At 54.2% G+C, this 26860-nt stretch carries 24 protein-coding genes; 19 read left to right on the plus strand and 5 right to left on the minus strand.

Translation table 11 applies throughout. The features are described 5' to 3' along the window. Positions 1–32 precede the first annotated feature (32 nt). The 3 genes from topA (at position 33) to ACN0UH_RS14310 (ending at position 3604) form a co-directional block, all read left to right on the plus strand. Positions 33–2645, plus strand: a complete 2613-nt coding sequence (gene topA / locus ACN0UH_RS14300; protein ID WP_417662684.1) for a type I DNA topoisomerase — start codon at positions 33–35, stop codon at positions 2643–2645. Positions 2646–2774: 129 nt separating this feature from the next. Continuing rightward, positions 2775–3293 (plus strand): DUF6586 family protein, encoded by a 519-nt coding sequence (locus ACN0UH_RS14305; protein ID WP_417662685.1) that lies wholly within the window; start codon positions 2775–2777, stop codon positions 3291–3293. Positions 3294–3370: 77 nt separating this feature from the next. Beyond that, positions 3371–3604 (plus strand): hypothetical protein, encoded by a 234-nt coding sequence (locus ACN0UH_RS14310; RefSeq protein ID WP_087517423.1) that lies wholly within the window; start codon positions 3371–3373, stop codon positions 3602–3604. 46 nt (positions 3605–3650) lie between these two features. Here ACN0UH_RS14310 and sulA read toward each other — a convergent pair whose 3' ends face one another. Together sulA and lexA are read right to left on the minus strand one after the other, a co-directional pair. Beyond that, the gene (gene sulA, locus ACN0UH_RS14315; RefSeq protein ID WP_417662686.1) at positions 3651–4124 is read right to left on the minus strand and encodes an SOS-induced cell division inhibitor SulA; all 474 of its coding nucleotides are present in this window, start codon (positions 4122–4124) and stop codon (positions 3651–3653) included. 10 nt (positions 4125–4134) lie between these two features. Further along, on the minus strand, positions 4135–4743 hold the full coding sequence (gene lexA, locus ACN0UH_RS14320) for a transcriptional repressor LexA (protein ID WP_417662687.1): 609 nt from the start codon (positions 4741–4743) through the stop codon (positions 4135–4137). Between the two features lie 269 nt (positions 4744–5012). Here lexA and ACN0UH_RS14325 point away from each other — a divergent pair, with 269 nt between their 5' ends. The 4 genes from ACN0UH_RS14325 to ACN0UH_RS14340 are packed head-to-tail and all read left to right on the plus strand — an operon-like array spanning position 5013 to position 8059. Then, a complete protein-coding gene (locus ACN0UH_RS14325; RefSeq protein WP_417662688.1) occupies positions 5013–5720 on the plus strand; it encodes a TetR family transcriptional regulator in 708 nt (235 codons plus the stop codon). A 48-nt stretch (positions 5721–5768) separates the two neighbouring features. Continuing rightward, entirely contained in the window at positions 5769–6293 is a 525-nt protein-coding gene (locus ACN0UH_RS14330; protein WP_417662689.1) for a L,D-transpeptidase family protein, read from the plus strand. Positions 6294–6314: 21 nt separating this feature from the next. Then, the gene (nagZ, locus tag ACN0UH_RS14335) at positions 6315–7313 is read left to right on the plus strand and encodes a beta-N-acetylhexosaminidase (protein WP_417662757.1); all 999 of its coding nucleotides are present in this window, start codon (positions 6315–6317) and stop codon (positions 7311–7313) included. 8 nt (positions 7314–7321) lie between these two features. Continuing rightward, positions 7322–8059, plus strand: coding sequence for an S-methyl-5'-thioinosine phosphorylase (locus ACN0UH_RS14340; RefSeq protein WP_417662690.1), 738 nt, complete (start codon positions 7322–7324; stop codon positions 8057–8059). Between the two features lie 80 nt (positions 8060–8139). On the opposite strand, the gene ACN0UH_RS14345 is transcribed toward ACN0UH_RS14340, so the two are convergent. Continuing rightward, complete coding sequence (locus ACN0UH_RS14345) at positions 8140–8667, minus strand: CsiV family protein (protein ID WP_417662691.1); 528 nt, start codon at positions 8665–8667, stop codon at positions 8140–8142. A gap of 17 nt (positions 8668–8684) precedes the next feature. Beyond that, a complete protein-coding gene (mfd, locus tag ACN0UH_RS14350; protein ID WP_417662758.1) occupies positions 8685–12122 on the minus strand; it encodes a transcription-repair coupling factor in 3438 nt (1145 codons plus the stop codon). A 132-nt stretch (positions 12123–12254) separates the two neighbouring features. Between mfd and ACN0UH_RS14355 the strand changes: the two genes are divergently transcribed. From ACN0UH_RS14355 to sthA, 10 genes are all read left to right on the plus strand, one after another. Continuing rightward, positions 12255–13721 carry a glyceraldehyde-3-phosphate dehydrogenase gene (locus ACN0UH_RS14355; RefSeq protein WP_417662692.1) on the plus strand — a complete coding sequence of 489 codons (1467 nt, stop codon included), beginning with the start codon at positions 12255–12257 and terminating at the stop codon, positions 13719–13721. A 412-nt stretch (positions 13722–14133) separates the two neighbouring features. Further along, entirely contained in the window at positions 14134–15471 is a 1338-nt protein-coding gene (locus ACN0UH_RS14360; protein ID WP_417662693.1) for a Na(+)-translocating NADH-quinone reductase subunit A, read from the plus strand. Between the two features lie 2 nt (positions 15472–15473). Continuing rightward, on the plus strand, positions 15474–16685 hold the full coding sequence (locus tag ACN0UH_RS14365; protein WP_417662694.1) for an NADH:ubiquinone reductase (Na(+)-transporting) subunit B: 1212 nt from the start codon (positions 15474–15476) through the stop codon (positions 16683–16685). Further along, positions 16678–17466 (plus strand): Na(+)-translocating NADH-quinone reductase subunit C, encoded by a 789-nt coding sequence (locus ACN0UH_RS14370; RefSeq protein ID WP_417662695.1) that lies wholly within the window; start codon positions 16678–16680, stop codon positions 17464–17466. Before ACN0UH_RS14365 ends, ACN0UH_RS14370 begins: the two co-directional genes overlap by 8 nt. Then, on the plus strand, positions 17463–18137 hold the full coding sequence (locus ACN0UH_RS14375) for an NADH:ubiquinone reductase (Na(+)-transporting) subunit D (RefSeq protein ID WP_177313036.1): 675 nt from the start codon (positions 17463–17465) through the stop codon (positions 18135–18137). The genes ACN0UH_RS14370 and ACN0UH_RS14375 overlap by 4 nt, the downstream gene beginning before the upstream one ends. After that, positions 18137–18745, plus strand: a complete 609-nt coding sequence (gene nqrE, locus ACN0UH_RS14380) for an NADH:ubiquinone reductase (Na(+)-transporting) subunit E (protein ID WP_087517411.1) — start codon at positions 18137–18139, stop codon at positions 18743–18745. The genes ACN0UH_RS14375 and nqrE overlap by 1 nt, the downstream gene beginning before the upstream one ends. Before the next feature lie 12 nt (positions 18746–18757). Further along, positions 18758–19984, plus strand: a complete 1227-nt coding sequence (nqrF, locus tag ACN0UH_RS14385) for an NADH:ubiquinone reductase (Na(+)-transporting) subunit F (RefSeq protein ID WP_417662759.1) — start codon at positions 18758–18760, stop codon at positions 19982–19984. A 2-nt stretch (positions 19985–19986) separates the two neighbouring features. Further along, positions 19987–21012 (plus strand): FAD:protein FMN transferase, encoded by a 1026-nt coding sequence (locus ACN0UH_RS14390; RefSeq protein WP_417662696.1) that lies wholly within the window; start codon positions 19987–19989, stop codon positions 21010–21012. Further along, a complete protein-coding gene (gene nqrM / locus ACN0UH_RS14395; RefSeq protein WP_339485670.1) occupies positions 21009–21236 on the plus strand; it encodes a (Na+)-NQR maturation NqrM in 228 nt (75 codons plus the stop codon). Before ACN0UH_RS14390 ends, nqrM begins: the two co-directional genes overlap by 4 nt. Before the next feature lie 106 nt (positions 21237–21342). After that, a complete protein-coding gene (gene sthA, locus ACN0UH_RS14400; RefSeq protein WP_417662697.1) occupies positions 21343–22737 on the plus strand; it encodes a Si-specific NAD(P)(+) transhydrogenase in 1395 nt (464 codons plus the stop codon). Between the two features lie 149 nt (positions 22738–22886). On the opposite strand, the gene ACN0UH_RS14405 is transcribed toward sthA, so the two are convergent. Further along, on the minus strand, positions 22887–24482 hold the full coding sequence (locus tag ACN0UH_RS14405) for a GMC family oxidoreductase (RefSeq protein ID WP_417662698.1): 1596 nt from the start codon (positions 24480–24482) through the stop codon (positions 22887–22889). A 133-nt stretch (positions 24483–24615) separates the two neighbouring features. On the opposite strand from ACN0UH_RS14405, the gene ACN0UH_RS14410 reads away from it, so the two are divergent. Together ACN0UH_RS14410 and ACN0UH_RS14415 are read left to right on the plus strand one after the other, a co-directional pair. Next, positions 24616–25623, plus strand: coding sequence for an AraC family transcriptional regulator (locus tag ACN0UH_RS14410; protein WP_417662699.1), 1008 nt, complete (start codon positions 24616–24618; stop codon positions 25621–25623). Positions 25624–25838: 215 nt separating this feature from the next. Beyond that, positions 25839–26720: a DMT family transporter gene (locus ACN0UH_RS14415; protein ID WP_417662700.1), complete on the plus strand. Its 882-nt coding sequence runs from the start codon at positions 25839–25841 to the stop codon at positions 26718–26720. The last annotated feature ends 140 nt before the right edge of the window (positions 26721–26860 follow it).

Genomic DNA, 26860 nt, shown 5'->3' on the forward strand with positions numbered 1-26860 from the left:
TCTTTTCTTCACATTCAGGAATTTTCTGATCCATGGGTAAATCGCTGGTCATCGTGGAATCCCCGGCCAAGGCCAAGACAATCAACAAGTACTTGGGCAACGAGTACGTGGTGAAGTCGAGCATCGGCCACATCCGTGACCTGCCTACTAGTGGTTCGGCAAGTGCGGCCAAAGAACCGGCCAAACGCGGAAAAGCTGCTGCAGGCGAAGCTCCGGCTCTGTCGCCAAAGGAAAAAGCCAAGCGCCAACTGGTTGCGCGCATGGGAGTTGATCCCGAGCATGGCTGGAAGGCCAAGTACGAGATCCTTCCGGGCAAAGAGAAAGTCGTTGATGAATTGCGCCGCTTGGCCAAAGACGCCGACACTATCTATCTCGCAACCGACTTGGATCGCGAGGGGGAGGCCATCGCCTGGCACCTGCGCGAATCCATTGGTGGTGATGACAGTCGTTACAAGCGCGTAGTGTTTAACGAGATCACCAAGAAAGCCATTCAAGAGGCATTCTCCAAGCCAGGCGAACTCGATATCAATCGAGTTAACGCCCAGCAAGCCCGACGCTTTCTCGACCGTGTAGTGGGTTACATGGTTTCGCCGCTGCTGTGGTCGAAGATCGCTCGCGGTCTGTCAGCGGGTCGCGTTCAGTCGGTAGCGGTCAAGCTGGTGGTTGAGCGTGAAAAAGAGATTCGTGCCTTTGTCCCAGAAGAGTACTGGGAAGTGCATGCGGATCTTGCCACTGGCAAAAAAGACACCGTGCGTTTTGAAGTGGCCCGTGAGAACGGCGCAGCATTCAAACCACTTAACGAAGCGCAGGCCATGGCTGCGCTGGAGACGCTTAAAGCATCCAGCTACAGCGTCGCCAAGCGTGAAGACAAACCGACCAGCAGCAAGCCTTCTGCGCCGTTTATTACTTCTACTCTGCAACAGGCTGCAAGCAATCGCCTGGGCTTCGGCGTGAAAAAGACCATGATGATGGCGCAGCGTCTGTACGAAGCTGGCTACATCACTTATATGCGTACCGACTCGACAAATCTGTCGGCCGATGCCGTAAGCATGGTGCGCAGCTTTATTGAAGACGAATTCGGCAAGAAGTACCTGCCGGAAACGCCGAATATGTACAGCAGCAAAGAAGGCGCGCAAGAGGCTCACGAAGCGATTCGTCCCTCAGATGTCAACACCAAGCCGACTCAATTGAGCGGTATGGAACGTGATGCTGAGCGTCTGTATGAGCTGATCTGGCGCCAGTTCGTTGCATGCCAGATGCCACCGGCGCAATACCTGTCGACAACTGTGACGGTCACGGCTGCGCAGTTCGAGTTGCGCGCCAAGGGCCGTATCCTCAAGTTTGATGGTTACACCCGGGCGTTGCCACAGTTGAGCAAGCCGGGCGACGACGCCGTGCTGCCAGAAATGAACCAGGGTGAAGCTCTCAAACTGATCAAGCTTGATCCGAGCCAGCACTTCACCAAGCCGCCAGCGCGTTATTCCGAAGCCAGTCTGGTTAAAGAGATGGAAAAACGTGGTATTGGTCGTCCGTCGACCTATGCTGCAATCATCTCTACGATTCAGGATCGCGGCTACGTTGCGCTGCACAACCGTCGTTTCTATTCGGAAAAGATGGGCGACATCGTTACTGAACGACTATCTGAAAGTTTCTCCAATCTCATGGATTACGGTTTCACCGCCGGCATGGAAGAGCATCTCGATGATGTTGCTCAGGGCGAGCGTGAGTGGAAAAACGTGCTCGATGAGTTCTACGGTGATTTCAAGAAAAAACTTGAAGTAGCCGCAGACGGTGACACCGGCATGCGTGCCAATACGCCAACGCTGACTGATATTGCGTGTCGCGAGTGTGGTCGTCCGATGATGATCCGCACCGCCTCGACCGGCGTGTTCCTCGGCTGCTCAGGCTACAGCTTGCCACCCAAAGAGCGCTGCAAGTCGACCATCAACCTGGTACCGGGTGATGAAATCGCTGCGGACGACGAGGGCGAGTCGGAATCCTTGGTGCTGCTCGGCAAGCATCGCTGCAAGATTTGCGACACCGCGATGGATGCTTATCTGCTGGACGAAACGCGCAAGCTACATATCTGCGGTAACAACCCGGATTGTGCTGGCTACGAGATTGAAACCGGTCAATACCGGATCAAGGGTTACGAAGGCCCGAGTCTTGAGTGCGATAAGTGCGGCAGCGAGATGCAACTGAAAACTGGCCGTTTCGGCAAGTTCTTTGGTTGCACCAATAGCGAGTGCAAAAACACCCGTAAATTGCTGCGTAGCGGTGAGCCTGCACCACCGAAAATGGACGCGGTTAAAATGCCGGAACTGAAGTGCGAGAAGGTTAATGACACGTACGTGCTGCGCGATGGCGCATCGGGTCTGTTCTTGGCCGCCAGTCAGTTTCCAAAGAATCGCGAGACCCGTGCTCCACTGGTGATCGAGATTCTGCCGCACAAAGACGAGATCGACCCGAAGTACGAGTTCCTGTTCAGCGCGCCACAGAAAGATCCAGAAGGCCGTCCAGCAGTTATTCGTTACAGCCGTAAAACCAAAGAGCAATATGTACAGACTGAGGTTGAAGGTAAGCCTACAGGCTGGAAAGCATTCTTTGACGGCGGTAAATGGAAGGTCGAAGACAAGAAGCGTTGATTGGAGCCGCCGCGCAGGCCTGATGCCCGCGCGGATGGGCCTCTAGCTAGCCAAGCTTAAAATCAGCTTGGCTGGCGCAAACCAGTCTGCTCAAGTTTTGATCGTTGATCTGTCGAGGAGTGGTTGGCCATGGCTAACGAGTTGTACACCCGCACCAATCAAAAAATCTTTTACGCTGGATTGTCGCTGGAGTCATGGCGCAAGGCACAAGAGTCGCAAGCAATGAACGTTCAGGGGCTGGTTCAGGCCGAGCGTGAGGCGACGCTGTTTCATTTATATGGCGCCGTACTTGGCCTGTGTCACGAAATAGCGGGTTACTACCGCTTGCCTAACAGCCAGTCGCCACAGATTGAGGTCCTGCTTGATACGTCAATGCTCGAAGCCGCGCCAAGCCCCGAGTTTTCGGAGTTGGTTGAATTGGCTGGTCACTCTGAAACCTGGCTAGCGCAGTTGTTAGTGGCGTATAAGGCGCTGTATAAGCCGCCACAGATGCAGCAAAAAGCTAAAGTCGATCCGACTACGCCGTTGATTGAGGCGATTAGCATTGATCAGGAGCCTGAGTTACTTGAGCGTGAAACGCTTGAGGCTTGGCGCAAAGAAATAACTGCTCTGGCGCGACGTTTCCGGGAATCACTCAGCGAGTGGTGAGCTGTTATTGATCAGCGGGCTAGGGCGAGGCTCTAGTCGGCTGTTACAATGAGCGGCTAACGTGGAGACTCAAACCTATGCCTACTTCGTTTTTAGAAATCGTAGAACTACCTGATGGCCGTATCGCCTTGCGCCGCGCAGACGATGAGGAGGCGCTTGTAGTGCTGGATTTCTCCTCGGATGCGAAGTCATTCCTGCAGGGGCAACATGTTGAAGTGGCCAAAGCCATGCTCAATGTGGGCGTGCAGATGGCTGGCCGTTTAGCCGAAAACGACTTTCAACATGAAGGCGAAGAGCGCGTTCTGCACTAACCAACCCCTGAAAACTCTGCCTCTCGCGACTGACATGTAAGCCATATCAGCCCAAACTGATATTCAGGCTTTGTGCACTGCCTTTGCGCGCAGCACTTTCAAGGCTTTGGCGAGCTGCACGTTCAAGCGGGTGAAGCCAGCTTACTACGGTGTGGCTACGACCCAGTTTCAGTGCTTCCTCTGCCAGTTGCAGTGCGCTTTGTTCGCCACGCGGGTGCAGCAGCAAGATACGTTCACGATTGAGGCCGGCATCGCGCAGCCAGCTTTGCGTCAGGTTGCCAGGTGGTGCAATTAGCGTCAGCCAGCGTTCGCTGTCATTTTCGCTCAGCTCGCGAAGGATTGGGGCGAGCAGGGTTAGGCAGTGTCTCGCAGCGCCTCTGAGCGACAACTCGCTAAATGCCTGCGGCTGATCTTGCCAGGCATCGTTGAGTGCTTCTTGCGGCAGTGCAGGCGCGCTGACAGCCATAAAAGCCTCGAATAGTGGAAGTTGTGTCTGATTTAGCGGTTGAGACAGCTGCATAAATACTCCATTAGCGGCGAATAACGCCGACACTTAACCCTTCAATGACCAAGTCCTGCTCTTCAAGGTTGACTTCAATTGGCGCAAATTCAGGATTTTCGGCAATCAACCAGACTTTGCTGCCTTCGCGCTTGAAGCGTTTGACCGTGACTTCATCATCAATTCGTGCCACGACTACCTGACCATTACGCACTTCTCTAGTGGTGTGCACGGCCAGTAGGTCGCCATCTAATATGCCGATGTCTTTCATGCTCATGCCGCGCACACGCAGTAGATAGTCGGCTTTGGGGTGAAAGAATTCGGGGTTGATCCGGCAGGAGTCTTCGATGTGCTGTTGCGCCAGGATCGGTTCACCTGCAGCCACTCGGCCGATGACGGGCAAGCCGTCTTCTTCTGCATTAGGCTCGAAGCCTGGAATGCGAATGCCGCGGGAGGCGCCTGGGGTCATTTCAATCGCGCCTTTGCGGGCGAGCGCTTTGAGGTGTTCCTCGGCAGCGTTGGGCGATTTGAAGCCTAGCTTCTGAGCGATTTCTGCGCGGGTAGGCGGGAAGCCGTTGTCTTCAAGGCATTGCTTGATGAAGGCGAGAATCTCAGCTTGGCGTGGCGTCAGCTTTATCATTGGGTTAGCTCTGTTTTTATATACAGTGACTGGGATTATATACAGTGGATCGAGCTTGGCAATCATCCTTTTGCAATTGCCGCTATTTAATCGTGTTATTTTCTCGCGGTATTTGTGTTACTTGGTTGTCTTGGTGAGCGTCTTGGTTTTAGTTGTCCGGCATAGTGAGTAGGCTAATTAAGGATGATGCAAAAGACCGCGTTGCGAAGCTTGACAATGCATAGAGCCGAAACGTATGTTTCAAACAAGTGTTTGTCAGGTAAAGAATAATGGCCCAGTCGGAAACTGTTGAACGCATTCTGGATGCTGCAGAGCAACTGTTTGCCGAAAAAGGTTTTGCGGAAACCTCGTTGCGCTTGATTACCAGCAAGGCTGGAGTCAATCTTGCTGCGGTGAACTATCATTTCGGTTCGAAAAAAGCCCTGATTCAAGCGGTTTTTTCGCGGTTTCTAGGCCCATTCTGCGCCAGCCTCGAGCGTGAACTGGATCGCCGTCAGGCCAAACCAGAGGCTCGACTCTCACTTGAAGAACTTCTCGAGTTGCTGGTCGAGCATGCGCTTGCGGTTAAGCCGCGTAGCGGCAACGATCTATCAATATTCATGCGTTTGCTCGGTTTGGCGTTCAGTCAAAGCCAAGGCCATCTGCGCAAGTACCTTGAAGAGGTCTATGGCAAAGTATTCCGACGTTACATGATGCTGGTTCACGATGCCGCCCCCCGTATCCCGCCACTCGAGTTATTCTGGCGCGTGCACTTTATGCTTGGCGCGGCTGCATTCAGCATGTCGGGTATCAAGGCTTTGCGGGCGATGTCGGAGACTGATTTCGGGGTTAACACCTCGATTGAACAAGTTATGCGCCTGATGGTGCCGTTTCTGGCGGCGGGCATGCGTTCAGAGTCAGGGTTAAGTGACCCGGCTTTGGCGGCTGCGCAATTGCGCCCCCGGGTAAAAAATCCTCCGCTTACCGCCAAGGTTTAATAGCTAATGGGTGGGCGTAGTGGAGTTGATCCGCTAAGCTAGCCGCCCATGGCTACTCTCGATTTATTACACATCTCTATTGCCGATCAGTGCCTCTATGGTTTTGCTGAAGGCAGGCTATTGCTGCGTTTGCCGGTTTCCACTGCGCTTAATGGTGTTGGTGAACAAAACGGTTCTGGCTGCACGCCGCGTGGACGGCATATCGTGCGCGCTAAAGTCGGCGATGGTTTGCCCTTGGCTGCTGTGTTGCGCGGGCGACGCTGGACTGGTGAAGTCTGGTCAGCTGAATTGGCAGAAGCCTTTCCCGGGCGAGACTGGATTCTGACCCGGATTCTCTGGCTCAGCGGCTGCGAAATTGGGCGTAACCGCTTGGGCAGTGTCGATACATTCCGGCGCTATATCTATTTGCATGGCACGCCGGAGACCGAGCCGATGGGTGTGGCGCTTTCCCACGGCTGCATCCGTTTGCGCAACGCCGATCTGCTGCAACTGTTTCCGCAGGTGCCGGTCAATTGCGCGGTGGTTATAGATGAAGCGGCACGTCCTGACTGGGCCGCAATACCTCTTGATTAAGGATTTCCTGTGAGCTCACCTCTGCAAGGCTCATTGATGCTCGACATCGATGGCACCTGGCTTACTGCTGAAGACCGGCAGATTCTGCGTCAACCGCAAGTTGGCGGTTTGATTTTGTTTGCGCGCAATATTGAAGACCCGCGCCAAGTGCGCGAGCTAAGCGCGGCTATTCGCCAAGTTCGTCCAGATTTATTGCTTGCTGTAGATCAAGAGGGCGGTCGCGTTCAGCGTTTGCGTCAAGGCTTTGTCCGCTTGCCGGCCATGCGTGCGCTTGCTGACAACCCAAATGCCGAGCAGCTTGCTGAGCATTGCGGCTGGATTATGGCAATTGAGGTTTTAGCTGTCGGCTTGGATTTAAGCTTTGCCCCAGTATTGGATCTCGATCATCAGCGCAGCGCAGTAGTCGGCAGTCGCGCTTTTGAGGGTGATGCGCAGCGCGCCACGCAACTGGCGAGTGCCTTTATTCGTGGCATGAACCAGGCGGGTATGGCTGCAACGGGCAAGCACTTTCCAGGACATGGTTGGGCTGAAGCCGATTCGCACGTAGCGATTCCAGTGGACGAGCGCAGTCTTGAGCAGATTCGCGGCCAAGACATGCAGCCTTTTATGCAGTTGGGTAATCAATTGGCTGCGGTGATGCCTGCGCACGTTATCTATCCGAAAGTGGATGATCAGCCTGCTGGATTCTCGCGCCGCTGGCTGCAGGATATTCTGCGCGGCGAACTTGGCTTTAAAGGGGTGATCTTCAGTGATGACCTGTCGATGGCCGGGGCCCATGTGGTGGGTGATGCTGCGTGCCGAATTGAAGCGGCGTTGAACGCTGGCTGCGACATGGGCTTGGTTTGTAATGATCGCGCCGCTGCAGAGCTGGCGTTGAGCGCAGCGCAGCGCCTCAAGGTAGTTGCTCCCGATGGTTTGGCGCGTATGCGGCGTCAGGCCTTTCCGGGCATTGAATACCGCCAGAGCCCGCGTTGGCTTGAAGCAACTCGCGCTTTGCGCGCTGCTCAGCTTATTGAATAGGAATAATGATGACTGTCTACGCGATTATTGGTGGTACTGGTCTGACCCAACTTGAAGGTCTGACTATTACCGCTGCGCTGAATATCGATACACCATTTGGTGCGCCATCCGCAGCAGTACTGCGTGGCGAGTATGCAGGGCGTGAGGTGCTGTTTTTGGCGCGCCATGGCCATCCGCACCGCATCCCACCGCATCAGGTTAATTACCGGGCGAACTTGTGGGCGTTGAAAGAGGCGGGCGCGCAAGCGATTCTTGCGGTCAACGCGGTTGGTGGTATTCACATGGCCATGGGCACCGGCCATTTCTGCGTGCCGCATCAGGTGATTGATTACACCAGCGGTCGCGAGCATACCTATTTTGCCGGTGAGTTGGATCACGTCACCCATGTCGATTTTAGTCATCCGTATGATGAAGCCTTGCGTAGTAAGCTTTGCACTGCACTGACTGCTGAGCACTGTGCGTTCAGCAGTCATGGTGTTTATGGTGCAACACAGGGGCCGCGCCTTGAAACCGTAGCCGAGATAGCCCGTATGGAGCGTGATGGCTGCGATATCGTCGGTATGACCGGTATGCCTGAAGCGGTGTTGGCGCGTGAATTGGCGCTGCCTTATGCCTGCTTGTCGTTGGTGGTTAACCCGGCAGCCGGCAAGAGCAACGAGCTGATTACCATGGCGCAGATTGAACAGGCGCTGGTCGATGGTATGGATAAGGTCAAGGCTGTTCTGGCGCGGGTGTTGAGCGCCTGAATACCGGCGCGGACCACCAGCGTCTATTGTTGGTCGTGTAGGGTGTGACAACGCGTAGCTTGTCCACCATGTAGGTGAGTTTATTCAGGGCGAACTCGAATCAGCATGCCCAGATTGCTGTGATCGATATAGTTGAGTTTGCGCGTTTGCAAGCTGCTCGACTGTTGCAAGTGCTCACTGCGCGAAACCAGGCCGCCAGGTTCAAACTGGTTGATCCACATGTCCACTTTGACTTGTAGCGAACGCTCTTGCTTGAGGCTTAAAGTGCCTTCAATCGGCGCGTGGCCAAGGCGCTCGTCGCCTGTGCTGATGGCCACGGTTTCATCGCTGGCTTGAGTCCAGGCCTTATGCAGCAGAACCTGATAATCGCCGCCATCGTTGAGTTTTTCGGCCTCATCGTTAAGTGCAGTTGCATGCTCTTGGCCGGTGTCGATCAGGCGTGCGCCTTGGCGCCAGTCATCCGGTGCGCGTTTGCCTGAAATCAGGAGTTCACCGGGTTGGCGAAATACAATTACCTCAATTTGATAGCTGTCGGCCGCCTGTGCTGTCTGGCTTAGGGCGCCAAACGCCAACAAAGGCAGCAGGGCAAGGCTGCGAAGTGCACGCATATTCACAAATTGATCCTTCAAGATGAGGGTTTCAGGCGCTCAAACAGCGCTTCAAGTGTATTGAATCGTTCTTCAGGCCGCTCCATTGGAACCTGGAATTTGAACAGCGTAGCGCCTTCGAATTTATAGCGGTTGGGCTGGCCCTGAATCAACTTGATCAGGGTCAGCGGGTCAACGCAGGTGTCCGCAGCAAACTCGATGCGACCACCTTGTGGGCCAGCGTCGACCTTTTTGATGCCCAGGGTTTCAGCTTGCAGTTTAAGCAAGGTGATGCGGACCAGATTCTTGGTCGGCTCAGGCAGCAGGCCAAAGCGATCAATCATTTCCACCTGCAGTTCTTTCAAGCCGTCTTCATCGACCGCTGAGGCAATGCGTTTATACAGGATCAGGCGTGCATGCACATCGGGTAGATAATCGTCAGGGATCAGTGCCGCCACTCGCAGGTTGATTTCCGGGCCGCCACCCAAAGGTTGGTCCAGGTTCGGCTGTTCGCCTTTGCGAATGGCTTTGACCGCACGTTCGAGCATTTCCATGTACAGGGTAAAGCCAACTGCTTGAATTTGACCGCTCTGGCCATCGCCCAGCAGTTCGCCTGCGCCGCGAATCTCAAGGTCGTGGGTTGCCAGAACAAAGCCCGCACCGAGGTCTTGTGCGTTGGCGATGGCTTCAAGGCGTTTCTGCGCGTCGTCGGTGAGTTGTTTGCGCGGCGGCGTCAACAGGTACGCATAGGCTTGGTGGTGGCTGCGTCCCACACGCCCGCGCAATTGATGCAGCTGGGCCAGGCCAAATTTGTCGGCGCGCTCGATAATAATGGTGTTGGCGCTCGGCACGTCAATACCGGTTTCGATAATGGTCGAGGCGATCAGCACATTAAAACGCTTGTGGTAGAAGTCGCCCATCACCTGTTCCAGTTCACGCTCACGCATCTGCCCGTGACCGATACCAATGCGCGCCTCTGGAACCAATTGTGCGATGTCGGCGGCACATTTTTCGATGGTTTTCACATCATTGTGCAAATAGTAAACCTGACCGCCACGCAATAGTTCACGCAGCAGCGCCTCTTTGATCACGGTGTTTTGCTGTTCCATGACAAAGGTGCGCACTGACAAGCGCCGAGCCGGAGGCGTGGCAATAATCGACAAGTCACGCATACCTGCGACTGCCATGTTCAGCGTGCGCGGGATCGGTGTGGCGGTGAGGGTGAGGATATCGACCTCGCTGCGCAGCGCTTTAAGTTGTTCTTTCTGACGCACGCCAAACCGGTGTTCTTCGTCGATGATCACCAGGCCCAGGTTGTTGAACTTGACGTCGTCTTGCAGCAGTTTGTGGGTGCCGATGACGATGTCGACTTTGCCTTGCGCCAGCTGCTGCATGGCTTCGCCAACTTCCTTGGCACTTTTAAAGCGACTCATTACCTCGACTTTTACTGGCCAGTCGGCAAAGCGGTCGCGGAAACTGTTGTAGTGCTGCTGGGCGAGCAGGGTGGTTGGTACCAGAATCGCCACTTGCTTGCCGCCATGCACTGCAATGAATGCTGCGCGCATGGCTACTTCGGTCTTGCCGAAGCCGACATCGCCACAGACCAGGCGGTCCATCGGTTTCGGGGCGAGCATGTCATCACGCACAGCATCAATTGCGGTTTGTTGATCGGGCGTTTCTTCGAACGGGAAGCCCGCACTGAACGTGGCGTAATCAACTTGCGGGTCGGCAAAGGCATAACCTTCACGCGCGGCGCGGCGTGCGTAGATATCCAGTAACTCTGCAGCAACGTCACGGACCTGTTCGGCGGCTTTGCGTTTGGCTTTCTGCCAGATTTCCGAACCCAGGCGGTGTAGCGGGGCAAGGGCATCGTCGCTGCCGGTGTAGCGGGCAATCAGATGCAGGTTGGCAACTGGCACGTAAAGCTTGGCTTCTTCGGCGTACTGCAACGACAAAAACTCAGCGTTCTGACCGTCAATCTCCAATGTGATCAAGCCTTGATAGCGACCAACACCGTGGTCGATATGCACCACGGGCGACCCCTCACGCAGCTCGGTGAGGTTCTTGATGACGTTTTCGCCGGTATCACGGGTTTTTTCGCGGCGACGGCGTTGCATCACGCGTTGGCCGAATAACGGGCTTTCGGCAATCAACGCGACATCGTCGAGCTGCAAACCATCATCAAGTGGGGCGATGGTGATGCCTAAGCGCTCTTTGCCGGCGATAAATTCTGGCCAGCCATCGACTTCATTCGGTTTGAGTTTCAGTCGTGCCAGCAGTTCGAGCAGCACTTCACGGCGCCCGGCAGACTCGGCACAGAACAGTATGCGGCCTTGATATTCTTCGATAAAGCGCCGCAGCGCGGCTAATGGCTCGCTGGCCTTGGCTTCAATTGCCAGGTCAGGCAAGGGCTGCGCGTTGAAGCGCATACGGCCAACGCCGTCCTCGATATCATCCTGGCTAACCACCACGCGCGGCCAGTTTTTCAGGCGGGCGAAGCAGTCTTCAACCGGTAAAAAGATATCCGCTGGCGGTAGCAGTGGGCGCTCAGGGTCAACCCTGCGTTCTTCATAACGGTTGCGGGCGTCATTCCAGAATTGGTCAGCGGCTTTTTCGATGCCGGGCAGCGAAAATACTTGGGTGTCTTGCGGCAGGTAGTCGAATAAGGTCGCGGTTTCTTCGAAAAACAGCGGAATGTAATACTCGATGCCTGCCGGGGTAATGCCCGTGGAAAGATCCTGATAGATTGGGCAGCGGCGGAAGTCGACATCAAAGCGCTCGCGAAAACGCCCGCGGAAATCGGTGATGGCTTTCTTTTCCAGCGGAAACTCACGGGCTGGAAGTAGCTTTATGGATTCAACCTTGTCGATCGAACGCTGGGTTTCCGGGTCAAAGGTGCGCAGGGTTTCAATTTCGTCATCGAACAAGTCAATCCGATACGGTTGCTTGCTGCCCATGGGGAATAGATCAATCAGCGCGCCGCGCACGGCAAACTCGCCGTGCTCATAAACCGTGTCGACGCAACGATAACCTGTGGCTTCAAGGCGGCTGCGCATGTCGTTGACATCAAGTGTCTGGCCAACATCAAGAACCAGGCTGCTGCCGAGCAGGAAGCGCGTCGGGGCGAGTCGATGTAGGGCGGTGGTTATCGGTACTACCAAAACGCCATGTTTTAGTTCTGGCAGGCGATAAAGTGCGGAAATACGCTGTGAAATGATGTCTTGATGTGGCGAAAAAAGATCGTAAGGCAAGGTTTCCCAGTCGGGGAAATGCAAGACCGGCAATTGCGGGGCAAAGAAACTCAACTCCTGTTCGAGCCGTTCGGCGCTTTGGCTGTCGGCGGTCAGGAGTAAAGTGAAGCGATTCGCAGCGCTTGCAGCCTCAGCAATTGCTAGGCTTAGCGCAGCACCGGGAAGGTTGCCCCAGTGTTGTTTGCCGGCAGCAGCGGGCAGGGACGGAAGGCGCAGTACGGACACAGGCGGCTCACGGTCAAGATACAAGGCTGGCGATTGTAACGGGCGAAAGTGTCTGCTGTCAGTTTCGACAGGCGACATTGCCCCCGCGCTCACGGATCGGCATAATGTAGCCCCTTTTTTCAGCCCCTACATATGTGGAAGGTACTGCCTGTGAATCAGAAGCCCGACCAGTGTCTTGGTGAGTGGATCGATCGAGAAGCCCTTGCGGAAGCGATGATTCCGATGATCGGCCAGCTCTATCGCAATAACAACGTGGTCACATCGATCTATGGTCGTAGCCTGATCAACCGTTCCGTTATTCAGATACTCAAAGCTCACCGTTATGCTCGCCACCGTCTTGATGGTGATGTTGAGCTGTCGGTGCATGACACGTTCCAGGTTCTCAAAACCATGGGCGAGCTCAAGCTGGGCGCTGCATCGATTGATCTCGGCCGCATGATGGCCAAGTTCGGAAAAGAAGCCAACGGTCGTAATCTTGAGCAGTTTGTCCGCGAAGAGCTTGAAGCGGTTACCGGTCAGCAGAGCGTCTCAGCCCGTAAGGGTACCGACGTCGTGCTTTACGGCTTTGGTCGTATCGGTCGCCTGTTGGCGCGCATCCTGATCGAAAAAACTGGTGGTGGCGACGGTCTGCGTCTGCGCGCCATTGTTGTGCGTAAAGGTGCGGACAATGACCTGGATAAACGTGCCAGCCTGCTGCGCCGCGACTCGGTACATGGTCCGTTCAATGGCACCATCACTGTCGATGAAGCCAACAATACCCTGAGCGCCAACGGTAACCTGATCCAGGTTATTTACTCGAATGATCCTGCATCGATCGACTACACCGCTTACGGCATCGAAAACGCTTTGTTGGTGGATAACACCGGTAAATGGCGTGATGCTGAAGGCTTGGGTCAGCACCTTAAGTGCCCAGGCATCAACCGTGTCGTTCTGACTGCGCCGGGTAAAGGCGAGCTGAAGAATATCGTTCACGGTATCAACCATGCTGACATCAGCCCGGATGACAAGATCATCTCTGCTGCATCTTGCACCACCAATGCCATCGTGCCGGTGCTCAAGGCTGTCGATGACAAATACGGCATCGTCAACGGTCACGTTGAAACCGTTCACTCGTACACCAACGACCAGAACCTGATCGATAACTTCCATAAAGGCAGTCGTCGTGGTCGTTCGGCTGCGCTGAACATGGTAATCACCGAAACCGGCGCGGCTACTGCTGCGGCCAAGGCTCTGCCTGTGCTGAAGGGCAAGCTGACCGGTAACGCGATCCGTGTTCCAACGCCAAACGTGTCGATGGCCATTCTCAACCTCAATCTTGAGAAGTCGACCACTCGCGAAGAAATCAACGAGTACCTGCGCTACATGGCGCTGCACTCGGATCTGCACAAACAGATCGATTACGTTAATTCGCAAGAAGTGGTTTCGACTGACTTCGTCGGTTCGCGTCACGCCGGTGTGGTTGATGCCGAAGCGACCATCAGCAACGACAACCGCGTTGTGCTGTACGTTTGGTACGACAACGAGTTCGGTTACAGCTGCCAGGTCGTGCGTGTAATGGAAGACATGGTCGGGGTTAACCCACCAGCGTTTCCTCGCTAAGACGCCTTAGCAGTATAAGAACGGGAGCTCAGGCTCCCGTTTTTTTATGCCCTGATTTTGCGCGGGTAATAGCGGGCAGGTGACTGTCTGGTCGCGAAATTTAGCCGGTTGAGTGATAATGGGCGAATTGCGTTTTGATATAGGTGTGGCTGTATAGGTGCTTTTAGTCGTATTCACGGCTTGTATAGATTGATTCAAACTATCGCCTTGTCGCCTCTTGTTACGTATCACCCAAAAAAAGCCAAAGCTTGGGTGGTCAGTGGCAGGGCCCATCTTTATAATCAAGCGGATTTTTTACCCGCGACCGACGCCGTCCATCATGCTGATTTATCTCAGTGTGTGTATGCCTATTGGCTTTCTGGCGTCGTCCGTATTCTAAGAAGATTTCTAATATCAGTGGTTAGGCAAACCTATGATCAAAATTAAAAATGGGCTTGATTTGCCCATAACTGGCGTGCCGACGCAGCGTATAGAGGCCGCAAGGCCGGTGCGTAGCGTCGCCGTCATAGGCTACGACTATCATGGTATGAAGCCTACGATGGAAGTCCAGGTGGGGGATCGGGTCAAGCTTGGACAAGTATTGTTCGCTGACAAGAAAACGCCAGGCGTGGTCTATACCGCACCTGGTGCCGGTGTGATCAGCGCGATTCATCGCGGTGAGCGGCGGGTGTTGCAGTCCGTTGTGATCGATCTTGAAGGCGATGAGCAAGTGACTTTTGCTCAGTATCCTGCCGGTGATCTGGCAGGGCTGAGTCATGAAAAAGTCCGCGAAAACCTACAGCAGTCAGGTTTGTGGACAGCCTTGCGGACCCGTCCTTTCAGCAAGGTTCCTGCAGTTGATGCAGTACCTAGCTCGATCTTCGTAACGGCTATCGATACTCATCCTTTGGCTGCCGACCCAGCAGTTGTGATCGCTGAGCATGCCACTGACTTTGAAAACGGTCTTAAAGTACTCAGTACTTTAAGCAAAGTGTTCCTGTGCAAAGCCGACGGCGCCAATATTCCGGGCGAGCAGTTGGACAAGGTTCAGGCTGAAGCATTTGCCGGTCCGCACCCTGCGGGTTTGGCTGGCACCCATATTCACTTCCTTGACCCGGTTACCGCGACCAAAAGCGTGTGGTCGATTGGTTATCAGGATGTGATTGCGGTCGGCAAGCTGTTCACTACTGGCCAACTCTGGACTGAGCGCGTTGTCTCGTTAGCTGGCCCAGTGGTTGAAAATCCACGCCTGCTGCGTACACGCCTTGGTGCAAGTCTTGAAGAAATCACCGCCGGTGAGTTGCAGTCTGGCGAGAATCGTGTGGTTTCCGGCTCGCTGCTTGGTGGCCGAACCGCGTACGGTGCCTTTGCTTTTCTGGGGCGCTACCACCAGCAGGTTTCTTGCCTGGCTGAGGGTAATGACCGTGAGATGTTGCACTACCTGCGTGCGGGTGTGAACAAGCACTCGGTGCTGAATATTTTCGTGTCCAAGTTGGCCGCGGCGAAGAAGTTTGCTTTCTCGACAACTACCAACGGCAGTCCGCGGGCGATGGTTCCGGTGGGTAACTACGAGGCAGTGATGCCCTTGGATATCCTGCCAACGCAGTTGCTGCGCTACCTGATCGTTGGTGACACTGAGATGGCCCAGAAGCTGGGTTGCCTGGAGCTCGACGAAGAAGATCTGGCGTTGTGCACTTATGTCTGTGCCGGTAAGTATGAATATGGCCCGATCCTGCGCGATAACCTCGCAAGCATCGAGAAGGAGGGTTAATCGTGGGTATCCGTGCTTTTCTCGATAAAATCGAGCACAACTTTGAATCCGGCGGTAAGTACGAAAAGTGGTACGCCTTGTATGAGGCCGTTGACACTTTCTTCTATCGCCCGGGCAGCGTTACCAAAACCACAGCTCACGTGCGTGACGGTATAGACCTCAAGCGCATGATGATCACCGTCTGGTTGTGTACCTTTCCGGCGATGTTCTTCGGCATGTGGAACACTGGCTACCAGGCCAACCTGATTTACGCTGCAAGCCCTGATCTGCTGGCTGCTCAAGAGGGCTGGCGCTTCGCGTTGATCAGCTCTTTGGCAGGCTTCGATCCGGCTAGCATCTGGGATAACTTCATCCAGGGCGCAGCCTACTTCCTGCCTATCTATGCAACTGCCTTTATTGTTGGCGGTTTCTGGGAAGTGCTGTTTGCCTCGATCCGCCGCCATGAAGTTAACGAAGGTTTCTTCGTGACCTCGGTGCTCTTTGCCTTGATCCTGCCGGCAAGCATCCCGTTGTGGCAAGTGGCACTGGGCATCAGCTTCGGCGTGGTAATCGGTAAGGAAGTATTCGGCGGTACTGGCAAAAACTTCCTTAACCCGGCACTCGCTGGTCGCGCATTCCTGTTCTTTGCCTATCCGGCGCAGATGTCTGGCGACACGGTATGGACATCGGTTGATGGCTTTTCCGGCGCGACTTCCCTGGGCTTGGCGGCAGCCGGTGGCATTGAAAACGTGATTGGCAATGGCATCAGTTGGATGGATGCGTTTGTCGGCACTATCAATGGCTCTATCGGTGAAACCAGCACTCTGGCACTGCTGATCGGTGGCGGCATCCTGGTCATGACCAAAATTGCTTCGTGGCGTATCGTCGCTGGGGTAATGCTCGGCATGATCGGTTTGAGCATGCTGTTCAATCTCATTGGTTCTGACACCAATCCTCTGTTCGCCATGCCGTGGTACTGGCATATGGTCGTGGGTGGTTTCGCCTTCGGTATGTTCTTCATGGCCACCGACCCTGTGTCGGCCTCCATGACCAACACCGGCAAGTGGATTTTCGGTGCTCTGATCGGCTTTATGGTGGTGTTGATCCGTGTGGTTAACCCAGCATTCCCGGAAGGCATGATGCTGGCGATCCTGTTTGCCAACCTGTTTTCACCGCTGATCGACCACTTCGTCGTTCAAGCCAATATCAAGCGGAGGCTGGCACGCAATGTCTAGTCAAAAAGAATCCACCGCACGTACCTTGCTGGTGGCCCTGCTGGTTTGCCTGGTGTGCTCGGTATTTGTTGCCGGTGCCGCGATTGCGCTGAAACCTGCGCAGCAGGACAACCGTCTGCTGGACAAGCAGCGCAGCATCCTGGCTATCGCCGGCTTGGGTAATCCGGGCATGAGCGGTAAAGAAGTCAAGTCACTGTTTGACGGCCGTATCACGGCAAAGATTGTCGACCTGCAAACCGGCACCTTCAGTGATGCCAAAGACCCGCTCAAGTACGAGCCGCTACAAGGTGCTAAAGATCCGAGCGAGTCGGTAGCTCTGACACCCGAGCAAGACCTTGCCAAGCTCAAGCGCCGCGAGCGCTACACCATCATCTATTTGGTTGAGACAGACGGCAAGCTTGATAAAGTGGTACTGCCAATCCGTGGCCAAGGCCTATGGTCAACCCTGTATGGCTTTATCGCCTTGCAAGCTGATCTGGACACTGTGAGTGGCTTTGGCTTCTACCAGCACGCCGAAACCCCAGGTTTGGGTGGTGAGGTCGATAACCCAAAATGGAAAGGCCTGTGGCCTGGCAAAACCGTTTACTCAGACGATGGCAAAGTGGCTATCTCTGTAGTTAAAGGTGGTGTTGACCCGAAGAGCCCGAAAGCCGTGCATCAGGTTGATGCTCTTGCCGGGGCAACACTGACCAGTAATGGCGTTGATCACCTATTGAAGTTCTGGATGGGTGAACAAGGTTTTGGTCCGTTTCTCACTAAATTACGCGCAGGGGAGGCTTGATCATGTCGCAGCCGACTATTAAAGAAGTCCTGCTCAATCCGATCTTCAACAACAACCCGATTGGTTTGCAAATTCTGGGTATCTGTTCCGCTCTGGCGGTGACCTCGAACCTGAAAACTGCATTGGTAATGTCGATCGCTTTGACCCTGGTAACCGGGTTTTCCAACCTGTTTATCTCGATGATCCGCAGTCAGATCCCAAGCTCGATCCGTATGATCGTGCAAATGGTGATCATTGCATCCCTGGTAATCCTGGTTGACCAGGTTCTCAAGGCTTTTGCCTTTAGCCTGTCGAAACAGCTGTCGGTATTTATCGGTTTGATCATCACCAACTGTATCGTGATGGGCCGTGCCGAAGCCTTTGCCATGCAGAACCCGCCAGTGCTGTCGTTCTTCGATGGTATCGGCAACGGTCTGGGTTACAGCGCCATGTTGATTGCGCTGGGTATCATTCGTGAGCTATTTGGTGCTGGTAAGTTGCTGGGCTTCGAAATCCTCCCGGTTATCAACGACGGCGGCTGGTATCAGCCTAACGGCATGTTGTTGCTGCCACCTTCGGCGTTCTTCCTGATCGGCCTGTTTATCTGGGGCATTCGTAGCTGGAAGAAGGATCAAGTGGAAAAGCCAAGCTTCAAAATGGCGCCACAGGTCTCGAATAAGGAGGCTTACTAATGGAACATTATCTGAGCCTTCTGGCTAAAGCGGTGTTCGTTGAGAACATGGCCTTGGCCTTCTTCCTGGGCATGTGCACCTTTATTGCGATCTCGAAGAAAGTAGAGACTGCGATTGGCTTGGGCATCGCTGTAATCGTGGTGCAGGTCATCACCGTTCCGGCCAACAACCTGATCTACACCTACCTGCTCAAAGACGGCGCACTGGCCTGGGCTGGACTGCCTGAAGTAGACCTGAGCTTCCTCGGCTTGCTCAGCTACATCGGTGTGATTGCGGCTATCGTGCAAATCCTTGAAATGCTTTTGGATAAGTACGTGCCTGCGCTGTACAACGCCCTAGGCGTGTTCTTGCCACTGATCACGGTTAACTGCGCGATCATGGGCGGCACCCTGTTCATGGTGCAGCGTGACTACAACCTGGCTGAAAGTACTGTTTACGGTTTCGGCTCAGGTTTGTCTTGGGCGCTGGCGATTGCCGCTCTGGCAGGGATTCGCGAGAAGCTCAAGTACAGTGACGTACCGGCGGGCTTGCAAGGTTTGGGTATTACCTTCATCACCATCGGCTTGATGTCTCTGGGCTTCATGTCCTTCTCTGGCGTGCAGTTGTAAGGACGGGATGAACTGATGAATTACGAAATTTTTCTCGCAATAGGCATGTTTACGGCCATCGTTCTGGCGTTGGTGGTGATTATTTTGATGGCGCGGGCCAAGCTGGTATCCAGCGGTGACGTGAGCATCGAGATCAATGGTGAAAAGACCATCGTAGTCCCGGCGGGCGGCAAGTTGCTGCAAACCCTGGCGGCCAACAATGTGTTCTTGTCGTCTGCTTGCGGTGGCGGCGGTACCTGCGCCCAATGCAAGTGTGTGATTTCTTCTGGTGGCGGCGAAATGCTTTCCACCGAAGAATCGCATTTCACTCGTCGTGAAGCCAAAGAAGGCTGGCGCTTGTCATGTCAGGCTGCGGTCAAGCAGGACATGAAGATCGAAGTGCCGGAGGAAGTCTTCGGTGTGAAGAAGTGGGAATGCACCGTTGAGTCCAATCCTAACGTGGCCACCTTCATCAAGGAATTGACCCTCAAATTGCCAGAAGGCGAGAGCGTTGATTTCCGTGCTGGCGGCTATGTGCAGCTTGAGTGCCCTCCGCACGAGGTGCATTACAAGGACTTCGATATTCAAGAGGAATATCGCGGCGATTGGGACAAGTTCAACCAGTGGAAGTATGTGTCCAAGGTTGAAGAGACGGTTATCCGTGCTTACTCGATGGCCAACTACCCGGAAGAAGTCGGTCTGGTCAAGTTCAATATCCGTATTGCATCGCCGCCACCGGGCAAAGATCACTTGCCACCAGGCCAGATGTCTTCGTATGTGTTCAGCCTCAAGCCGGGCGATAAAATCACTGTTTACGGACCATTTGGTGAGTTCTTTGCCAAGGAAACCGACGCAGAGATGGTGTTTATCGGTGGTGGTGCAGGTATGGCGCCAATGCGCTCGCACATCTTCGACCAACTCAAGCGTTTGAAGTCGACGCGCAAGATCAGCTTCTGGTACGGCGCGCGCTCTATGCGTGAGGCGTTCTACAACGAGGAGTACGATCAATTGCAGGCTGAAAACTCAAACTTTCAGTGGCACTTGGCGTTGTCTGATCCGCAACCGGAAGATAACTGGACTGGGCTGAAAGGCTTCATCCACAATGTGTTGTACGAGAACTATCTGAAGGACCACCCGGCTCCCGAGGATTGTGAGTTCTACATGTGCGGCCCACCAATGATGAACGCCGCAGTGATCAAGATGCTGGTTGATTTAGGTGTAGAGCAGGAAAATATCCTCCTCGACGACTTCGGCGGTTGATCATGAAACACGCTGTACTTCAGCCCGTTATTGCTGTCGCCTTGGCGGCAGCCCTAACGGGCTGCTGGTTTTCGGACCGGGTAGAAGAATTTGGCGGCCCAACCATGGGCAGCAGTTACAGTGTCAAGTACGTACATACTGACGCCACGCCTGACGTTGCCGAGGTCAAAGCACAAACCGAGGCGATTCTTGCTGAGGTCGATAAACAAATGTCGACCTACCGTGATGATTCCTTAGTATCCAAGTTCAACCAGGCTCCGGCCGGCAGTTGCATGCCGCTGCCAGCAGGCATGCTTGAGTTGGTTCAGGTTGGCGGCGAATTATCTGAGCAAAGTGACGGGGCGTTTGACCTGACCCTTGAGCCGTTGCTCAATCTCTGGGGGTTTGGCCCAAAGGCCAGGGCTGAGAAAGTCCCAACTCCTGAGCAGGTAACCGAGGCGCGTAAGCAAATTGGTCATCAGCACCTGCACATCGACGGGCAGTCGCTGTGTAAAGATGTCGACATTCAGCTCGACTTCAACAGCATTGCTGCAGGTTATACGGTCGATAAAATTATCAAGCGGCTAAACCAGCTGGGCATTACCAGCTATTTGGTCGAAGCGACAGGCGAGCTGAAGGCTGCCGGCAAGAAGCCCGATGGACAGCCTTGGCGTATTGCCATCGAGGCTCCGCGTGACGATGAGCGGGTGTCGCAAAAGGTCCTTGAGCTCGACGGTTACGGTATTTCTACCTCGGGCGATTACCGTAACTATTTTGAAGAGAATGGGGTGCGCTATTCACATACCATTGACCCGCAAACGGGCGCGCCTATCACCCATAAACTGGCCTCGGTAACTGTGGCAAATCGCTCAACCCTGATGGCGGATGGTTTATCGACCTTGCTGATGGTGCTTGGGCCTGAGCGCGGTATGACTTACGCTAGGAAGGCAGGGATAGCTGCATTTTTCGTGACCCGTGGAGCCGATGGCTTCGTCACACAGAGCAGCCCTGTATTCGAGCAGCTTTTTGCTGCAGGAGAAGAGCAATGACCTTTGTAATCGTTTTTTTAGTTATGTTGCTGGTGGTTTCGATGATGGCAGTTGGTGTCATCATGGGCCGTAAACCCATCGCCGGTTCGTGCGGCGGTATCGCTAATCTGGGCATCGAGAAAGAATGTTCGATTTGTGGTGGCAGCCGTGAGAAGTGCGAAGAAGTGAACAGTGTCGATCCTGCCAAGCAAACCACGCTGGCCTACGACGCAAGCAAGCTTTAATAGCGGTTTTGAAGTACGCGAGTTTCTGATTGCCGCGCTGCGCTTGGCAGTGTCGGCCCTGCCGCAAGCGTATCTATTGCGCCGCGGTGCGATCTGAGGAGTAAAAATGGCGGTCTACAACTACGATGTAGTGGTGTTGGGTTCCGGCCCTGCGGGTGAAGGCGCAGCAATGAACGCGGTAAAAGCCGGTCGCAAGGTTGCTGTGATCGACAGTCGTCGCGAAGTGGGTGGCAACAGCACTCACTTGGGGACCGTGCCCTCCAAGGCCTTGCGTCACTCGGTTCGTCAGATCATGCAGTTCAATACCAACCCGATGTTTCGCCAGATTGGCGAGCCGCGTTGGTTCTCTTTCCCGGACGTACTGAAAAGCGCAGAGCGGGTCATCTCCAAGCAGGTTTCTTCGCGCACCGGTTACTACGCCCGCAACCGTATTGACGTGTTTCATGGCACCGCAAGCTTTGCCGATGAGCATTCAATTGAAGTTGTTTGTGCAAATGGTGCAGTTGAGAAACTGGTCGCCAAAGACATCGTTATTGCTACCGGCTCGCGTCCATACCGTCCCGATGGTGTTGATTTCAACCACCCGCGGGTCTATGACAGCGACACCATCCTGACATTGAGCCACACGCCACGGCGCCTGATTATTTACGGAGCAGGGGTGATTGGTTGTGAGTACGCATCGATTTTCAGCGGTCTTGGTGTGTTGGTCGATCTGATCGACAACCGCGATCAGTTGCTCAGCTTCCTTGATCCTGAAATCTCCGATGCATTGAGTTATCACCTGCGCAACACCAACGTATTGATTCGCCATAACGAAGAATACGAACGCATCGAAGGTGTAGATAACGGCGTTGTCCTGCATCTGAAATCAGGCAAGAAAATCAAGGCCGATGCGCTGCTCTGGTGTAACGGTCGTACCGGTAACACCGACAAGCTGGCTCTGGAAAATGTTGGTCTCAAGGCCAATGGTCGTGGCCAATTGGATGTCGATGAGCATTACCGTACAACTGTGCCAAACATCTATGCAGCCGGAGATGTGATCGGTTGGCCAAGTTTGGCCAGCGCCGCATTTGACCAAGGCCGTTCGGCCTCTGGCAGTATTGTTGAGAACGATAGCTGGCGTTTCGTCAATGATGTGCCAACCGGCATTTACACCATTCCTGAAATTAGCTCGATCGGTAAGAACGAGCGGGAACTGACCCAGGATAAAATCCCCTACGAAGTCGGCAAAGCGTTTTTCAAAGGCATGGCCCGCGCACAGATTTCCAGTGAGCCGGTCGGCATGCTGAAGATTTTGTTCCACCGCGAAACCCTTGAGGTTCTCGGCGTGCATTGCTTTGGTTATCAGGCCTCGGAGATCGTGCACATCGGTCAGGCGATCATGAACCAGAAGGGTGAGGCCAATACGCTTAAGTATTTCGTCAATACCACCTTCAACTACCCGACCATGGCTGAAGCCTATCGGGTTGCTGCGTTCGATGGCCTAAACCGGCTTTTTTGAGCGGCTCCGACCGGTGGCCTGAGCCGGTTGGGGATGACCCGTTCAGTAACTCAAAGGATTGGCAGTGGCCGAATCGGGAGAGTTACTGATTAGGCTGAAATAAAAAAACCGGCAACTATTGCCGGTTTTTTATGGGTACAAGCATTGTCTCAAACGGAGGTTTCAGCCTGAGTTAGCCACTCAGCAGCTCGTTCTGCAATCATGATTGTGCCAGCGTTGGTGTTGCCACCAACCAGCGTCGGCATTACTGATGCATCGATGACGCGAAGGTTGTCGATACCATGCACACGTAAGTGGTTATCGACCACGGCGTTTTCATCATTACCCATTTTGCAGGTGCCAACCGGGTGATAAATACTGTCTGCGCGTGAACGGATGCTTTGCATCAGTTCTTCGTCTGTTAGCGTGTCGGTGCCGTATATATCTTTCAGTTGATAGGCAGCCATCGGCGCTTGCTTGATGATCTCCTGCGCCATGCGATAGCCCTTGAGTATGGTTTTGAGGTCATCTTCATGGCCGAGCAGGTTGGGGTCGATTTTGGGTGGCGCAGCCGGGTCGCTGGAGTTTAGGCTCACGCTCCCAACGCTCTTCGGGCGCAGCACACAAATGTGGCAACTGAAACCATGGCCCCAATGCAGCTTGCGATTGTGGTCATCAAGCAGCGCGATCACTGCGTGCAGCTGGACATCCGGGCGATCGAGTGTTGGGTCGGTCTTCAGGAAAGCGCCGCCCTCTGCGCAGTTACTGGCAAACGGTCCGGTTTTATTGCGCGCGTACTGCCAAAGCGCTTTACCCATTTTGGGCGAGCCGGTGATGGACACCCCCAGCAGCGAGGTGTCTGGACTGCTGAAGGAAATCACCACGTCAGGGTGATCTTGTAGCTGCTGACCAACGCCACGCAGTTCATGCAGCACTGCAATGCCGTGGGGCTCCAAGTCCTCTTTGCGGCCAATCCCGGAAAGCATCAACAGGTGCGGGCTACCAAATGCGCCAGCGCTTAGAAGCACCTCTTTACGCGCTTTGAGCTGCTGGCTTTTGCCTTTCAGGCGAATAGACACACCAACTGCTTTTTTGCCGTCGAGAATAATGCGCTCAGCCAACGCACCGGTGATCACCTTGAGGTTGCTGCGCTGATTGCGGATTGGCTTTAAAAAAGCGGTGGCGGTGCTCCAGCGACGGCCGTTATGAATGGTCACATCGTAGGCTCCAACGCCTTCTTGGTCTTCGCCGTTGAAGTCTGAGTTATGCTTATGACCGGCACTGATACCCGCTTCAATAAAGGCTTTGGTGACAGGGTGGTGCGCTAGTTTGTCAACAAACAGTTCGCCTTCACCGCCATGAAATTGATTGGCTCCGCCGTGATATGACTCACTTTTGCGAAAGTAGGGCAGTACATCGTCATAGCCCCAACCGTCGTTACCCAGTGCTTTCCAGTCCTCATAGTCACTGCGGTCACCACGAATATAGATCATGCCGTTGATCGAGCTACTGCCGCCCAGGGTTTTACCACGGGGTTGATAGCCGAGCCGGTTGCCGAGGCCTTTTTGAGCGATTGTGTCGAATGCCCAGTTGACATGGCGGGTTGGCAAAATAGCGGCAACCCCAACGGGAGTGTGAATCAGCGGAGAGGTGTCTTCAGAACCTGCCTCAAGCAGACACACGGACACTTCAGGGTCGGCGCTCAGTCGGTTGGCCAGTACACAACCTGCTGAACCGGCACCAATGATGATGTAGTCAAATTGCATGAGGAAGTCCCAATTTTAATTATTGTGGGCACATTGCATTGAATGCAATGCAGTCAGTGGATCTTGATTAATTGTTAGCCGCTGCGCCATAAAGTTATTGATCTTTGATGACTTTTAATTGATCTTTAGTGACATGACGGCACTCATCAGAACGACCTCATTTATTGGTTTCCGTGAATTGGTCACGAAGCTTGGCGGGGACCCTATACGGCTATTAGAGCAATTTAGGGTGCCAATAAATTTGCTTGATGAGGAAGATGCTTCAGTCCAGTTGCGTACCTTAATTGAGTTGCTTGAGTGTGCTGCTGAGGAACTGGATTGCCCTGACTTCGGTCTGCGTATGGCCGAGTATCAAGACATCCATGTTCTCGGGCCAGTGGCGATTATTGCGCGCAGCTCTGCGACAGCTGGGCAAGCATTGGCCGAGTTGGTGCGCTTTATCGGTTATCACAGCCCAGGGATAGTGTTGGATCTGGATTTAAGCGTCGCAGATGCGCCGCGAATGGCTGTTGATATTCGCTTGCCTGGTGTGCACATGCAGCGGCAGATGGTTGAACTGGCAATGGGGGTGGCGCATAACATCATGCGCTTATTGTTTGGCGGCTCGTTTGCGGCTCAGGCGGTACTGCTCAGCGGTCTGAGCCCACTTCCGCAAGCGCGCTATCGGCGCTATTTCAAAACCTCGGTTTATGATGCTCAGCCAGTGAATGCGTTTGTCCTTACCGCCGCGCAGTTAGATCACCGAATTGAACAGCAAGACCCAAGCCTGCATCGGGCAATGGTCCAGTACTTGAGTCATATCGGTGCGCAAAAGTCGACGAGCTTACTTGAGCAGGTCAATCGTTTGATTTTTCGACTACTGCCGACCAACCGCTGCCGTCTTGTGATTATTGCCGCTCAGCTAGGGATGCACCCGCGTTTGCTGCAGCGACGTCTCGCCGAAGAAGGTTCTCGTTTTGACGAGCTGGTTGAGCAGGTTCGACGTAACCGGGCCGAGCATTACTTGAGTGAACGGCATATGCCCATGTCGCAAGTGGCTGGCCTGCTTGGCTACAGCGAACAAAGTGTTTTCAACCGCTCGTGCAAGCGCTGGTTTTGTATGACTCCAAGTGAGTATCGTCGCCAGTTGCTGGCCCGCTAATCAAGACGGCGCGAGTATTGCTTTGGGCGCAAGGTAGGCGTTCTGACTGCTGATGCCTGAGAAGCTGTTAATGATGACCGTATCGAATTGATGGGCAGCGGCAGCCGTTGGATTTTATTAACCTTAAGCACTTGGTCAGCTCGGTGTGCTGGACTATAGTTAGCAGCCTATTCATCTATTGTAGGCTCTGACCTGCAGTTACCGACGAGACGTGCATGAGTGCCAGCAGCGCAACGCTGTCGAATTCTAGCCATCCCATCAAAGGGATTCTGCTCATACTGTTGGCAACGTTTTTGTTCGCCAGCCATGATGCGCTGTCTAAATACCTGTCTGGTTTCTACCCGGTAGTGATGGTGGTGTGGGCGCGGTATGTGGTGCATACCTTGCTCATGGCCGGAATATTCCTGCCGCAGTCGGGGTTGCGTGTTTTGCGCAGTAAGCGACCGGGGCTTCAGGCTCTACGTGCTAGTTGCTTACTGGGTACGAGCCTGTTCTTTACCAGCAGTTTGCTGTTTATCCCTTTGGCTGAGGCTACCGCGGTCAACTTTTTAGCGCCGCTGTTGGTGACGGCATTGTCAGTGCCCTTGCTTGGTGAGTCAGTGAGTCGACGCCAGTGGGCCGCCGTCTTGGTTGGTTTTGCCGGGGTGTTGGTGATTGTCCATCCGGGCGGTGAAATGTTTACCCTGGCGATTATCTTGCCGTTCTGCTCGGCAATGTGCTTTAGCTGCTACCAGATTCTGACTCGCAAGCTGAGTGGGATTGACTCGCCAACAACCAGTAACTTCTTTGCTGGGTTGTTTAATACATTGCTGGTTAGTGCACTGGTGCCGTTTTTCTGGGAGGTTCCCAGCCTTACTCATGGCCTGTTAATGCTGGCGCTGGGTACATGCGGCATGTCTGCGCATCTGTTTTTGACTCAAGCGTTTCGCAGTGCGCCACCGGCACTGCTGGCGCCCTTTGGCTACTGCCAGATCGTGTTTGCAGGTTTGCTCGGCTTTCTGGTCTTTTCCCACGTACCTGACAGCAGCACGTTGATCGGTATTGTGATCATTTGCCTGAGTGGTTTGGCGGCGGCCTGGCAGCAGGGCAGGCGCTAGGGCCGTTCGTTCGCGAATGCGCTTGGCACTGCTTTGGGCGGGTTAATGGCAAGCAAGCCAAGTCCGGCAGCTCAATTCCCCCCGTCGAAAGTACAGTATCACCACGCTAAGACCATGGTCGAATGGCCTGCAATGGGTCT

This window comes from Pseudomonas sp. (assembly GCF_048265905.1).
GTDB lineage: Bacteria > Pseudomonadota > Gammaproteobacteria > Pseudomonadales > Pseudomonadaceae > Aquipseudomonas.

Bases quoted from the DNA above. Each gene is read 5' to 3' on its own strand.
- ACN0UH_RS14355 (WP_417662692.1), top strand. From the start codon at position 12,255: ATGTGGAAGGTACTGCCTGTGAATCAGAAGCCCGACCAGTGTCTTGGT.
- topA (WP_417662684.1), top strand. From the start codon at position 33: ATGGGTAAATCGCTGGTCATCGTGGAATCCCCGGCCAAGGCCAAGACA.
- ACN0UH_RS14370 (WP_417662695.1), top strand. From the start codon at position 16,678: ATGTCTAGTCAAAAAGAATCCACCGCACGTACCTTGCTGGTGGCCCTG.
- ACN0UH_RS14330 (WP_417662689.1), top strand. From the start codon at position 5,769: ATGGCTACTCTCGATTTATTACACATCTCTATTGCCGATCAGTGCCTC.
- ACN0UH_RS14325 (WP_417662688.1), top strand. From the start codon at position 5,013: ATGGCCCAGTCGGAAACTGTTGAACGCATTCTGGATGCTGCAGAGCAA.
- ACN0UH_RS14345 (WP_417662691.1), bottom strand. From the start codon at position 8,667: ATGCGTGCACTTCGCAGCCTTGCCCTGCTGCCTTTGTTGGCGTTTGGC.
- nqrM (WP_339485670.1), top strand. From the start codon at position 21,009: ATGACCTTTGTAATCGTTTTTTTAGTTATGTTGCTGGTGGTTTCGATG.
- nqrE (WP_087517411.1), top strand. From the start codon at position 18,137: ATGGAACATTATCTGAGCCTTCTGGCTAAAGCGGTGTTCGTTGAGAAC.
- ACN0UH_RS14310 (WP_087517423.1), top strand. From the start codon at position 3,371: ATGCCTACTTCGTTTTTAGAAATCGTAGAACTACCTGATGGCCGTATC.
- lexA (WP_417662687.1), bottom strand. From the start codon at position 4,743: ATGATAAAGCTGACGCCACGCCAAGCTGAGATTCTCGCCTTCATCAAG.
- ACN0UH_RS14360 (WP_417662693.1), top strand. From the start codon at position 14,134: ATGATCAAAATTAAAAATGGGCTTGATTTGCCCATAACTGGCGTGCCG.
- ACN0UH_RS14340 (WP_417662690.1), top strand. From the start codon at position 7,322: ATGACTGTCTACGCGATTATTGGTGGTACTGGTCTGACCCAACTTGAA.
- ACN0UH_RS14405 (WP_417662698.1), bottom strand. From the start codon at position 24,482: ATGCAATTTGACTACATCATCATTGGTGCCGGTTCAGCAGGTTGTGTA.
- ACN0UH_RS14390 (WP_417662696.1), top strand. From the start codon at position 19,987: ATGAAACACGCTGTACTTCAGCCCGTTATTGCTGTCGCCTTGGCGGCA.
- ACN0UH_RS14305 (WP_417662685.1), top strand. From the start codon at position 2,775: ATGGCTAACGAGTTGTACACCCGCACCAATCAAAAAATCTTTTACGCT.
- sthA (WP_417662697.1), top strand. From the start codon at position 21,343: ATGGCGGTCTACAACTACGATGTAGTGGTGTTGGGTTCCGGCCCTGCG.
- ACN0UH_RS14415 (WP_417662700.1), top strand. From the start codon at position 25,839: ATGAGTGCCAGCAGCGCAACGCTGTCGAATTCTAGCCATCCCATCAAA.
- sulA (WP_417662686.1), bottom strand. From the start codon at position 4,124: ATGCAGCTGTCTCAACCGCTAAATCAGACACAACTTCCACTATTCGAG.
- ACN0UH_RS14410 (WP_417662699.1), top strand. From the start codon at position 24,616: ATGACGGCACTCATCAGAACGACCTCATTTATTGGTTTCCGTGAATTG.